The 11,918-nt window shown below is 67.0% G+C and carries 10 protein-coding genes; 7 read left to right on the top strand and 3 right to left on the bottom strand.

Annotated features, from left to right (window positions below):
• Positions 1–12 precede the first annotated feature (12 nt).
• Entirely contained in the window at positions 13–480 is a 468-nt protein-coding gene (gene rimI / locus AC1D1A_RS04475) for a ribosomal protein S18-alanine N-acetyltransferase (protein WP_476855785.1), read from the top strand.
• Positions 477–1,577 (top strand): tRNA (adenosine(37)-N6)-threonylcarbamoyltransferase complex transferase subunit TsaD, encoded by a 1,101-nt coding sequence (gene tsaD, locus AC1D1A_RS04480; RefSeq protein WP_476947217.1) that lies wholly within the window; start codon positions 477–479, stop codon positions 1,575–1,577. The genes rimI and tsaD overlap by 4 nt, the downstream gene beginning before the upstream one ends.
• Positions 1,578–1,629: 52 nt before the next feature.
• Here tsaD and AC1D1A_RS04485 read toward each other — a convergent pair whose 3' ends face one another.
• Positions 1,630–2,781, bottom strand: a complete 1,152-nt coding sequence (locus tag AC1D1A_RS04485) for a glutamate--cysteine ligase (RefSeq protein WP_476873023.1) — start codon at positions 2,779–2,781, stop codon at positions 1,630–1,632.
• Between the two features lie 308 nt (positions 2,782–3,089).
• Here AC1D1A_RS04485 and AC1D1A_RS04490 point away from each other — a divergent pair, with 308 nt between their 5' ends.
• Positions 3,090–3,923 (top strand): shikimate 5-dehydrogenase, encoded by an 834-nt coding sequence (locus AC1D1A_RS04490; protein ID WP_476947218.1) that lies wholly within the window; start codon positions 3,090–3,092, stop codon positions 3,921–3,923.
• 96 nt (positions 3,924–4,019) lie between these two features.
• Here the strand turns inward: AC1D1A_RS04490 and AC1D1A_RS04495 are convergent, their stop codons facing one another.
• Entirely contained in the window at positions 4,020–5,243 is a 1,224-nt protein-coding gene (locus tag AC1D1A_RS04495; protein WP_476850298.1) for a class I SAM-dependent methyltransferase, read from the bottom strand.
• Positions 5,244–5,309: 66 nt separating this feature from the next.
• On the opposite strand from AC1D1A_RS04495, the gene AC1D1A_RS04500 reads away from it, so the two are divergent.
• The 4 genes from AC1D1A_RS04500 to AC1D1A_RS04515 all read left to right on the top strand — a co-directional run bounded on the left by AC1D1A_RS04500 (position 5,310) and on the right by AC1D1A_RS04515 (position 10,812).
• The gene (locus AC1D1A_RS04500) at positions 5,310–5,744 is read left to right on the top strand and encodes a hypothetical protein (protein ID WP_476850299.1); all 435 of its coding nucleotides are present in this window, start codon (positions 5,310–5,312) and stop codon (positions 5,742–5,744) included.
• Positions 5,745–6,483: 739 nt separating this feature from the next.
• Positions 6,484–6,780, top strand: a complete 297-nt coding sequence (groES, locus tag AC1D1A_RS04505; RefSeq protein ID WP_028275747.1) for a co-chaperone GroES — start codon at positions 6,484–6,486, stop codon at positions 6,778–6,780.
• A gap of 81 nt (positions 6,781–6,861) precedes the next feature.
• The gene (gene groL / locus AC1D1A_RS04510) at positions 6,862–8,472 is read left to right on the top strand and encodes a chaperonin GroEL (RefSeq protein ID WP_476947219.1); all 1,611 of its coding nucleotides are present in this window, start codon (positions 6,862–6,864) and stop codon (positions 8,470–8,472) included.
• Between the two features lie 267 nt (positions 8,473–8,739).
• On the top strand, positions 8,740–10,812 hold the full coding sequence (locus AC1D1A_RS04515; protein WP_476947220.1) for an acyltransferase family protein: 2,073 nt from the start codon (positions 8,740–8,742) through the stop codon (positions 10,810–10,812).
• Between the two features lie 56 nt (positions 10,813–10,868).
• Here the strand turns inward: AC1D1A_RS04515 and AC1D1A_RS04520 are convergent, their stop codons facing one another.
• Positions 10,869–11,801, bottom strand: coding sequence for a DUF389 domain-containing protein (locus AC1D1A_RS04520; RefSeq protein WP_476947221.1), 933 nt, complete (start codon positions 11,799–11,801; stop codon positions 10,869–10,871).
• Positions 11,802–11,918 lie beyond the last annotated feature (117 nt).

Here is an 11,918-nt window from a genome sequence, read left to right on the forward strand (position 1 = left end):
ACCCTGCGGGACATGGACGCCGCGGACATCCCCGCCATCCACGCCCTGGAACTCCGGCTCTTTCCCGTGGATGCCTGGCCGCTGCAGATGTTCCACGACGAGCTGGCGCAGGTGGATACCCGCCGCTACCTCGTGGCGGAGATCCACGGCGGGATCGTGGGCTATGCCGGGCTCATGTGCATCGAACCGATCTCGGACGTCCAGACGATCGCCGTGGTGCCCGAGCAGGAAGGCAAGGGCATCGGCTCTGCCCTGCTCACCGAGTTGATCGCGGAAAGCCGGCGCCGGCACGCCCAGGACGTGCTGCTCGAGGTCAGGGCGGACAACCCCCGGGCCCAGCAGCTCTACCTGCGCTTCGGCTTCGAACAGATCCACGTCCGGCCCCGCTACTACCGGGACGGCGTCGACGCCCTGATCATGCGGCTCCAGCTGCCCCGCGAACCGCTCAGCCCCCAGCCAACGGAAGCAGGCCGACCATGAACCGCACCCAGCCGCTCGTGCTCGGCATCGAGTCCTCCTGCGACGAAACCGGCGTCGGCATCGTCCGGGGAACCACCTTGCTGACGAACACCGTCTCGTCCTCCATGGACGAACACGTCCGCTTCGGCGGCGTGATCCCCGAGATCGCCTCCCGCGCCCACCTCGACGCGTTCGTCCCCACCCTCGAGGAGGCCCTCGCGGAGGCGGGAGTGACGCTCGCGGACATCGACGCGATCGCCGTCACCTCCGGGCCGGGCCTGGCAGGTGCCCTCATGGTGGGGGTGTGCGCGGCCAAGGCGCTCGCCGTCGCTACCGGCAAACCGCTCTACGCCATCAACCACCTGGTGGCGCATGTCGGCGTCGGGCTCCTGCAGCAGGGCGCCGGCGCACCGTCGCCGCAAACAACGCCGCACGCCCTGCCGGAGAATATGGGCGCGCTCCTGGTCTCCGGCGGCCACACCGAGATCCTGCGGATCCGGAGCATCACGGACGACGTCGAGCTGCTGGGCTCCACGATCGATGACGCCGCCGGCGAAGCGTATGACAAGGTGGCGCGGCTCCTGGGCCTGGGCTACCCGGGCGGTCCGGCCATCGACAAGCTCGCGCGCACGGGCAACGCCAAAGCCATCCGGTTCCCGCGCGGGCTCACCCAGCCCAAGTACATGGGGACCGCCGAGGAACCCGGGCCGCACCGCTACGACTGGTCCTTCAGCGGGCTCAAGACTGCCGTCGCCCGCTGCGTGGAGCAGTTCGAGGCCCGCGGCGAGGAGGTGCCCGTGGCGGACATCGCCGCGGCCTTCCAGGAAGCCGTGGTGGATGTCATTACCGCCAAGGCAGTGCTCGCCTGCCGCGAAAACGGCGTCACGGAGGTCCTCCTGGGTGGCGGGGTCGCCGCCAACTCGCGGCTGCGCCAGCTCACCGAACAACGCTGCAGTGCGGCCGGCATCCGGCTGACGGTGCCGCCGCTGCCGCTGTGCACGGACAACGGCGCCATGGTGGCCGCGCTCGGGGCGCAACTGGTGATGGCCGGCGTGAAACCGAGCGGGATCGGCTTCGCGCCGGATTCCTCAATGCCGGTCACGACAGTCTCCGCCTGAGGCCACAGCCTGAGGCTTCGTCCGCCTGCGTGGCGGCTGTTGGGCGCCGGAGCTAGGCGTCCGGGCCCTGGCGCATCTGCTTGACCAGGTCCAGGACGACGGCGCGCAGGTCCCCGCCGTGCTCGGCGGCGACCCGGCGCTGCCGCTGGTAGCCGGCGCCGCGCTCGATGATCTTCTCGACGTCGGCCAGTTCGGCGCTGCAGCCCAGCTTCGCCGCCACAGGCTCAAGCCGCTTGAGCGTCTCGCGCAGGTGCTCTGTTACGAGCTGCTCGTTGCCGTCGGCGTCGAGGATGATGATCGCGTCCAGGCCATACCGGGCCGCGCGCCACTTGTTTTCCTGCACATGCCATGGGGGCATCGTGGGAATGGTGCCGCCGTTTTCCAGCGTGGTGGAAAACTCGTCGACAAGGCACTGCGTCAGCGCCGCGATCGCCCCAACGTCCTCGAGGGTCGCCAGGCCGTCGCAAATGCGCATCTCGATGGTGCCAAGCGCCGGAACGGGGCGGATGTCCCACCGGATCTCGGAGAGCGTGTCAATCACGCCGGTGGTGAACATGTCCTGTACGTAGGACTCGTAGTCCTCCCAGCTGGCGAACTGGAACGGCAGCCCGGCGGTGGGCAGCTGCTGGAACATGAGGGCGCGGTGCGAGGCGTATCCGGTGTCCTCGCCGCCCCAAAACGGGCTGGACGCGGAGAGCGCCTGGAAGTGCGGGAAGTAATTGACCAGGCCGTCCAGCACCGGAAGGACCTTGTCCCGGCTGTCCAGTCCGACGTGCACATGGACGCCGTAAATGACCATCTGCCGGCCCCACCACTGGGTCCGGTCAATGAGCTTGGCGTAGCGTTCCTTGTCCGTGACGGGCTGCAGCTGGGGCGGGCTGAAGGGGTGGCTCCCGGCGCAAAAGATCTCCACGCCCATCGGATCGGTCACGTCCCGGACAGCCGCGAGCGAGCTGCTCAGGTCCGCCTTGGCCTCCGCGACGGTGGTGCAAATGCCGGTGACGAGCTCCACGGTGTTCAGCAGCAGCTCCTGCTTGATGTGCGGGTGCTCGTCGTCCTCATTGAGTTCGGGATGCCGGGCAGCGACGCCGCGCAGCACCTGGTTCGCCACGGAGGCCAGCTCACCGGTCTCGGCGTCGACGAGCGCCAGCTCCCATTCCACGCCAAGAGTCGACTGCCTGGATGAAGCGAACTCGATCTTCATGTGGTCCCTTCACTGTTCTGCTGTCGCTGGCCGTGGTCCTGGTGGGGAAATGCGCTGGCGAACATCCTCGGACATGCCTCTGCACATGGCACCGGCGGTGTCACGTGCAATTTCCCACACACCAGTGCGCCGGCCGGGGGCCGGCAGGGCTACGGGTGGTCCAAGTCTAGTGCAGGGGCGGCCCCGGGACGGTGTCAAAGTTGCCGCTGCTGCGTGAGTGTATTCACAACGTCGCTGGTCAGCGACGGCGCGCGCGGTTGCGCGTTGGGCTGCGGGTGGCCGGAGCGATCCTGGCGTTTAATGGAGCTGTGCCCATTCTGAACAAAGACATGACCCTGTGTATCTCGCTCTCGGCCCGGCCCAGCAACAATGGGACGCGCTTCCACAACCACCTGTACGAACAGCTGGGCCTGAACTGGATCTACAAGGCCTTTGCCCCAACCGACCTCGCCCAGGCGATCGCCGGGGTGCGCGGCCTCGGCATCCGCGGCTGCGCGGTGTCCATGCCTTACAAGGAGGACGTGATCGCCCTCGTTGACGTCATGGACCCGTCGGCGAAGGCCATCGACTCGGTCAACACCATCGTCAACGACGGCGGCCGGCTCACGGCGTACAACACCGACTACACCGCAATCGAGCAGCTCTTGCAGAGCAATGCAGTCCCCACGGACTACTCGGTGCTGGTCCTGGGCTCCGGCGGCATGGCCAAGGCCACCGTGGCCGCGCTCCGGGATGCCGGGTTCAAGGACGTGACCGTCGTGGCCCGCAACGAGGGCTCCGGCCGCGCCCTGGCCGAACAGTACGGCTTCGCCTGGCGCGCGGACCTGGGCTCTGCGGACTCCGGTACCGGCACGGCGGACATGCTCATCAACGTCACCCCCATCGGGATGGCCGGCGGCCCGGACGCCGCCTCGCTGCCCTTCCCGCAGGAGGCCATCGATGCCGCCAAAGTGGTGTTCGACGTCGTCGCGCTCCCGGCCGAGACACCGCTGATCAAGGCCGGCCGCGCGGCCGGCAAGACCGTGATCACCGGAGCCGAGGTCGCCACGATCCAGGCGCTCGAGCAGTTCGTGCTGTACACCGGCATCCGGCCGACCGACGAGCAAATCCGGGCAGCCGAGGAGTTCACGCGGGCCCAGTAGCCCGACAGCCCAGTTGACCGGCCGCTTCGCTGACATCCGGCGGCGGCGGGGCACGGCGCCGCGGGGCACTCGGCCGGTGGGATCCCGCTGGCGGGGCTAGACCGGCTCCACCGAGACGGCCACCCGGTCCTCGCCGATCCTGGTGAGGACCAGGGTGGCGGATTTCTTGTCCTTGTGCTTTGCGCTGCCGCCGGGCAGGAGTTGCTTGCGCAGCTCTTCGGGCGTGACAGCCATACCGCGCTTCTTGATGTCCAGGACCCCGATGCCTTGATCCTTGACCCACGTCTTGAGTGCCTTGACGTTGAACGGCATCACCTCCAGGACCCTGTACGCCTTGGCGAACGGGGTGTCATGCAGCTCCGGGGCGCAGATGTAGGCGATGTGCTCGTCCACGAGGTGCCCGCCCAGCTGGAGCGCGACGTCGGCCACCAGGCCGGCGCGGATCACCGCGCCGTCGGGCTCATACAGGTACCCCTCCACGGGCCCAACGGGCGCCACCGGGCCGGCGCCGAAGTCCTCGCCGCTGGTGAGCTCAGCGGAACCAAGGGGGCCGAGCACGAGGGCCGCGCGCCGCACCCCCGGACGCCGCACTGCGTTGAACCACAGGGCCACCTCGGTCACGTCCCCGCCCACAGAGACCCACTGCGCCTCGCAGCCGGCCGGCACGGAATCGTGCGGCATGCCGGGGCCCATCTTCACGCCGACGGCGCGGCCGGTGCCGGCGAGTGACTCCACGAAGGACAGCGGCGGGGAGAAATCCTCCGGATCCCAGATCCGCTTGGTTCCCGAAGTGGACGTCGTGCGCCGGGCTGGGTCGAGCCAGACGCCGTCGATCCCCTCGAGGGATACCGACGTTGCATCGGAATGGACCACCGTGGCGTTGCGGAACGGGATCAGGTTCATCGTGGCGCAGGCGGCCGTGGCCTCGTCCATTTCCACGGCGGTGACCACCAGGTCCAGGGAGGCCAGGGCCATGGAGTCCGCCCCGAGCCCGCAGCCGAGATCCGCGACGTGGCCGATCCCGGCCTCCGCGAACCGCTGCGCGTGCCGTGCCGCCACCGTGAGCCGGGTGGCCTGCTCCAGACCGGCCTTCGTGAAAATCATCTGCCGGGCGAATTCGCCGAACTTCGCCTCAGCCTTGGTCCGCAGCCGGGACTGGGTGAGCACGGCCGAGACCAGCTCGGGGGAGTGGCCGGCCTTGCGCAGCGACGCCGTGAGGCGGAAGGCCTCGTCCTCGCGGTACGGGCCCAACGACGCCAGCAGCTCCCAGCCCTCGGGGGTGAGGATCGGGGCAATATGTTCCTGCGGTGCGTCAGTCATGGCATCCAGCGTAGTTGAGGTCCGCGGGCGCGTTGTGACCGGACGGCGGGGGCTAGGCTTGATGGCATGGAAGACAGCGGCACAGGCGACAGCATCTCAGCGGACACGGCCGGGCAGGACACGGCCGGCGACGACGACGCCAGGCAGGAGCGCCGACGGCCGCAGGGACTTGCCCGCTACGCAAAACCGGCGCTGATCGCCGGCGCGGTGATCGCCGTCGTGTCCGTCGCACTTTTGGTGATTATCTTCTTCCTCGATTCCTTCAACGCCACCGTGTATTCCGTCGGCGGGAAGAACGTCCAGGACGCCACGGACGAGGCCCGGGCCATCCGCGAGACCTATGCCGCGGCCCGGCTCGGCGGCATCATCTTCCTCGTCGCCGGCATTCTGCTGGCCGCCGCCGGCGCCGTGCTGTCGTTCCGGCACCGGAATGACGAAGGCCAGAACACGGACGAAGACGACGGCGAGGACGTGGACTTCGACGACCTCGCAGACCAGTAGCCAGCGAGTAGGCGCGCGAATAGACGCCGCTGGTGGGGGCGCACCGCACCGCCAAACGGCCAACGGCCACGGGCCAGGGGACATGCCCAGCCTCCTGCGCCACGGATGGACATGTCCTCCCCGGCAGCCCGCACCCGTTGGGTATGTCCATCGCTCAGCACGGGCACAGAGTACGACGCCCAAGTGTCCTCTGGCCGCAGCGAAAATGGGCATGTCCTCCCGGGCCGCCCGTATGCGTTGGGCATGTCCATCGCTCAGCACGGGCACAGAGCATGATGCCCAAGTGGCCTCTGGCCGCAGCAAGAAATGGACACGTCCTCCCCAGCAGCCCGGACCCGTTGGGTATGTCCATCGCTCAGCGCGGGCACAGAGTACGACGTCCAAGTGTCCTCTGGCCGCAACGAAGAATGGGCATGGCCCTCTGGACCGCCCGCCGTCGTAGGGCATGTCCATCGCTCAGCACGGGCACAGAGCATGATGCCCCAGTGTCCTCTGGCCGCAGCGAAAAATGGGCATGTCCCCTAGGGGGAAAATGTTCACCCGGAACGAATTTCTGGCACTCGCCTTGACCGAGTGCTAACCATTTACATAGAGTCGTCATTAGCACTCTCCCTAGGAGGGTGCTAACACATGAAGCGCGTTCCGCCAGGCACGCTGCCGGCACCGCGACGACGGTCTGTGCGCCTTGGCATCACCGCTTCATAGTCCACGAATTTGCTGACGAAAAGGAGAGGTCCGAGTGTCGGTCTCTATTAAGCCTCTTGAGGATCGTATTGTTGTCCGCCCGCTCGAAGCCGAGCAGACCACGGCTTCCGGCCTGGTTATCCCGGACTCCGCGCAGGAGAAGCCGCAGGAAGGCGAAGTTGTTGCAGTAGGCCCCGGCCGCTTCGATGACAACGGCAACCGCGTTCCCGTTGACGTTGCCGTTGGCGACGTCGTCATCTACTCCAAGTACGGTGGAACCGAAGTCAAGACCGGCGGCACCGAGTACCTCGTGCTCTCCGCCCGCGACGTTCTGGCGATCGTCGTAAAGTAACTCTCTTGGACCCCCGCGCAGCCGATCCTTTCGCATTGAATGGATCAGTTGCGCGGGGTTCTGTCTTGAAAGGACAAAACCATGGCAAAGCAGCTTGCGTTTAACGACGCTGCCCGCCGGTCGCTTGAAGCCGGCATCGATAAGCTCGCCAACACCGTCAAGGTCACGCTGGGTCCGCGCGGCCGCAACGTCGTACTGGACAAGAAGTGGGGCGCCCCCACGATCACCAACGATGGTGTGACCATCGCCCGTGAAATCGAGCTGGATGACCCCTACGAGAACCTTGGCGCGCAGCTTGCCAAGGAGGTCGCCACCAAGACCAACGACGTTGCCGGCGACGGCACCACCACCGCCACCGTCCTGGCCCAGGCCCTGGTCAAGGAAGGCCTGCGCAACGTAGCGGCAGGCGCCGCACCGGGCGAAATCAAGCGCGGTATCGAGGTTTCGGTCGAGGCCGTCGCCGCCCGCCTGCTGGAGAACGCGCGCCCGGTTGAAGGCACGCAGGTTGCCAACGTTGCCGCAATCTCCGCCCAGAGCGACGAGGTCGGCGAGCTGCTGGCCGAGGCGTTCGGCAAGGTCGGCAAGGATGGTGTGATCACCATCGAGGAGTCCTCCACCACGCAGACCGAGCTGGTCCTGACCGAGGGCATGCAGTTCGACAAGGGCTACCTGTCCCCGTACTTCGTCACCGACGCGGAACGCCAGGAGGCCGTCCTCGAGGACGCCCTGATCCTGATCAACCAGGGCAAGATCTCCTCAGTGCAGGATTTCCTGCCGCTGCTGGAAAAGGCGCTGCAGAGCTCCAAGCCGCTCTTCATCATCGCCGAAGACGTCGAGGGCGAGGCCCTGTCCACGCTGATCGTCAACCGCATCCGCGGCACGCTGAACGTCGTCGCCGTCAAGGCGCCGGGCTTCGGTGACCGCCGCAAGGCCATGCTCCAGGACATCGCGACCCTCACCGGTGCGCAGGTTGTCTCCGCGGAGCTGGGCCTGAGCCTGGACACCGTTGGCCTCGAGGTGCTCGGCACCGCACGCCGCATCACGATCACCAAGGACAACACCACGATCGTCGACGGCGCCGGTTCGGCCGAGGACGTTGCCGCCCGTGTTGCCCAGCTGCGCGCCGAGCTGACCCGCACCGATTCGGACTGGGACAAGGAAAAGCTGCAGGAACGCCTGGCCAAGCTGGCCGGCGGCATCGGCGTGATCAAGGTCGGCGCCGCCACCGAGGTTGAGCTGAAGGAAAAGAAGCACCGCATCGAGGACGCCGTGTCCTCCACCCGCGCTGCCCTCGAAGAAGGCATCGTGGCCGGCGGCGGCTCCGCCCTCATCCACGCGCTGAAGGCGCTCGACGAGGACGCTGCCGTCCAGGCCCTCGAAGGTGACGCGGCTGCGGCCGTCGGCATCGTCCGCCGCGCCCTGGTCCAGCCGCTGCGCTGGATCGCCCAGAACGCCGGCTTCGACGGCTATGTCGTGGCTGCCAAGGTCGCCGAATCCGCCGTGAACCAGGGCTTCAACGCCAAGTCCGGCGAATACGAAGACCTGATCGCCGCCGGCGTGATCGACCCCGTGAAGGTGACGCGTGCGGCTCTGCGCAACGCGGCCTCCATCGCGGCGCTGGTCCTCACCACGGAAACCCTCGTGGTGGAGAAGCCGGCTGACGAAGACGAGCACGCAGGGCACAGGCACTAGGCTCTGCCCGCAGGGGGACGGTCCGGCATCTGCCGGGCCGTCCCTTTTTCTGTCGAGTCACTGCTGCCGTTCTGCCGTGTTCGTGGCCGCAAGTTGCCGTGATTCTGGCAGAGTTAACCCGTCAGGTGCCGCTCCAGCGTCGCGGGTTCACTGGAAACTCCCACGTTGGCATGCCTCAATGGGGATCAGTGGCGCCGTGACGATTGGCCATCAAAATTACGTTTTGGTAACATGGAGGCTTTGGTTATCTGGTTGAGGGGTAGTTCTATGACACAGCAAGGAACCTTGCCCCGGCCTGCCCGGCACATTGCCGCGGCGGGGCATGATCCCGCAGCCAAGGCCGGCCGAAAATCCACCTTCAGGCCTGAAATCCAGGGCCTCCGGTCTCTCGCTGTGCTGATGGTCATGAGCTATCACATCTGGCTGGGCCGGGTTTCCGGTGGCGTGGACGTCTTCCTGCTGATCTCGGCCTTCCTTATGACGCTGCAGTTCGTGGGCCGCTTCGAGCAGGGCCGGTCCATGGCCCTCATCAAACACTGGCTGCACCTTTTCCGGCGCCTCGTCCCGGCCGCCGTCACCGTCATGGTGGCCGTACTCGCCGCAAGCATCCTGTTTCTGCCCCGGACTCGCTGGCTGGAAGTCATCAACCAGGGGTGGGCCTCCCTGTTCTACGCCGAGAACTGGCTCCTGCAGTCCGAGGCCACGAACTACTACGCCTCGGACCACAGCAAGGCCAGCCCCTTCCAGCATTTCTGGTCCCTCTCAATCCAGGGGCAGGTCTTTATCCTGTGGCCGCTCATCTTCGCCGGAGCAGCAATCCTCGCCAAGCGCTTCAGGCTCCGTTATCGCGTGCTGCTGTGCTACATCTTCGCCCTGATCTTCGTTGTTTCGCTGGTCTACTCAATCGTCTTCACCCAGGCGAGCCAGACGGAGGCGTACTTCGATACCTGGGCCCGGCTATGGGAGTTCGCGCTCGGCACCCTGGTGGCTCTGGCCCTTCCTGCCCTGCGGCTTCCGCGGGGCTGGCGGCTTGGCCTGGGCTGGCTGGGCATTGTGGCCATGCTCAGCTGCGGCCTCCTGCTCAATGTCCAGGCGTCCTTCCCCGGGTTCGTGGCACTCTGGCCCACCCTGGCGGCAGCCTGCGTCATCGCCGCCGGGCAGTCTGGCAGCAAGCTGGGCGTCGACCGGATACTCAGTTCGAAGCCGTTGGTCCGGCTGGGAGACATCTCGTACGCCCTGTACCTGTGGCACTGGCCGGTCCTGGTCATCTCGCTTGCCGCTACGCACAGGGACCGTGCGGGGCCGATCACGGGCGCCGTCATCGTCACCGTGTCGCTGGTGCTCGCCTATCTCACCACCCGCTTTGTGGAGAAACCATGGCGGGAATGGAAGTGGCCGGAGGTGCAGCGGCGCCGCGCATTCATCGCCATCGCCGCGGCTGTGGTCACCGCCATCGTGCCGCTGGCCGGCTGGCAGCTTCAGATCAACTACGCCACGGCAGCCGCGGCGAGCCAGGCCTGGGCCAATAATCCGGGTGCCCGGTCGTTGGACCCCGCCTACGTCGACGGGGCTGACAAATCCGCCCCGCTCCTTCCCACCCTCGCCACGGCAGCGGAAGAATGGCCCAGGTACGCGGGCGGCTGCACCGCGGATGAAAAGGAATTCACGAACGTCTGCAACAACGGCAAGCAGAATGCCACGAAGACCGTGTTGATCATTGGCAACTCGCATGCCCACGTCTGGGCGACCCCCATCCTCACTATGGCAGAGAAGCATGGCTGGAGGGTGGAGGCCATCACCAAGGGGTACTGCCCCGTGACAGTCCACCAGGCCGCGGGCCTCTCGGAGGGCTGCCTGGACTTCAACAAGGACACCCTCAAGAAGGTGCTCGAGATGAAGCCGGATCTCGTGGTGACAACAAGCACCCGGACTGACCCCGATCCGAGCAACACAGAATTCATGGATCCGGGGTGGGTTCCGCCGATCAAATCCATCAACGACGCGGGGATTCCCGTCGTGGCGCTGCGGGACACCCCGCGCATGCACGAGGCCGTTCCCGCGTGCCTCGAAAGCAACCCCGACAACTACGCCGCCTGCGGAACGACGACCGCTGAGAACTATCAGGCAGCGTCGCCCGATGCAGCCGTGGCCGGGGAGTTGCCGGCCACCAAGTTTCTCGACTTCAGCCGGTTATTCTGCCCGGACGATCTCTGCCCGGCCGTGATCGGCAACGTGATGGTCTACAAGGATGACAACCACGTCACACGAACCTACATGGAGAGCCTCACTCCGTACTTTGAGACCGAGTTCATGGCAGCTACCGGTTGGAACGCCGGGTAAGGACCGTGCCGGTCCTTACCCTGCGGGCTTTAGCAGGCAGCCACCGCGGGCGCCCGTCAGCGTTTGGAGCGGTCCGCCCTGCGCCGCAGCTGGCGGGCAGCGTCCGGCGCCAGCCGCCTGGTCACCAGCCGGTAGAACAGCAGGACCCCGACGGCGGCCACCACGATTCCGAGCAGGTTCAGGAACAGCTGCAGGGCGGAGCCGGCTGCCTTCTGGTACTCGCCCAGGACCAGTGCCACGGCCACGAACCCGGCTGCCGGCACCGTCGTGACGGAGATGAACACCCCGATCAGCGCCGCCGAGCGCCGGCTGATGACCGACAGCATCCCGGCTGTCCCGGCGAGGACGGCGACGATCAGGGAATAAGGGCCGGGGTGGTAGATGAATTCAACTGCTGAACCGTGGTCCAGCGCGTCCGCGGGGAACAGCCCGAGTGGCACGGAGAGCCACGCGGTCAGCGCGGCGGCCAGCATCGCGACGGGAAAACCGACGCCGAGGGCCAGCGCCGCGTCACGTCCGAGCCGCCGCTGGCGCCGGACCAGGGCTACGGCCAGGGCAGCCAGCGGGCCGAACTCCGGGCCCACGGCCATGGCGCCGACGATCGCAATGGTGGAGTCCGTCACGATGCCGATGGCCGCCAGCTGGGTCGCCAGGACCAGGAACGCCAGGAAACTCCACGTCAGGCGCGAATCCTCGCCGGTCTGCCGCGACACCTCGTCCCAGATCACGGCGTCCGCGCCCTCACCTGGAGCCTCCGCCTCCGCCCTGTCGGCGCGGTCCGAGAGCACAAGGTCCGGTGCGATGACCGTAATCGATCCCCGTTGCTGGACGTCGAGGGCGTGCAGCTTCTCCACGAGCCCCTCCACGGATTCCCGGGCCAGCAGAACCTCGATGACGTCCCCGGGCGGCGTGACGGAAGAGGCCTTCGCGAGCGCCACTTCCGAGACGCCGACGTGGTTTGTACAACTTTCGAGAACAACTCCGGACAATTCACCCGGAACACAAATGCGCACCTGCACGATCACGTGGCGGCCTCCTCAGACTCCTACCAGCCTAGCTTCCGCCCCGCGGCCGACGGCGCCGCCGCCCCCCCTGGGTGCGCCGCC

This window comes from Arthrobacter sp. P1_B9, assembly GCF_056406495.1.

Bases quoted from the DNA above. Each gene is read 5' to 3' on its own strand.
- AC1D1A_RS04495 (WP_476850298.1), bottom strand. From the start codon at position 5,243: ATGACTGACGCACCGCAGGAACATATTGCCCCGATCCTCACCCCCGAG.
- groL (WP_476947219.1), top strand. From the start codon at position 6,862: ATGGCAAAGCAGCTTGCGTTTAACGACGCTGCCCGCCGGTCGCTTGAA.
- rimI (WP_476855785.1), top strand. From the start codon at position 13: ATGGACGCCGCGGACATCCCCGCCATCCACGCCCTGGAACTCCGGCTC.
- tsaD (WP_476947217.1), top strand. From the start codon at position 477: ATGAACCGCACCCAGCCGCTCGTGCTCGGCATCGAGTCCTCCTGCGAC.
- AC1D1A_RS04485 (WP_476873023.1), bottom strand. From the start codon at position 2,781: ATGAAGATCGAGTTCGCTTCATCCAGGCAGTCGACTCTTGGCGTGGAA.
- AC1D1A_RS04515 (WP_476947220.1), top strand. From the start codon at position 8,740: ATGACACAGCAAGGAACCTTGCCCCGGCCTGCCCGGCACATTGCCGCG.
- AC1D1A_RS04500 (WP_476850299.1), top strand. From the start codon at position 5,310: ATGGAAGACAGCGGCACAGGCGACAGCATCTCAGCGGACACGGCCGGG.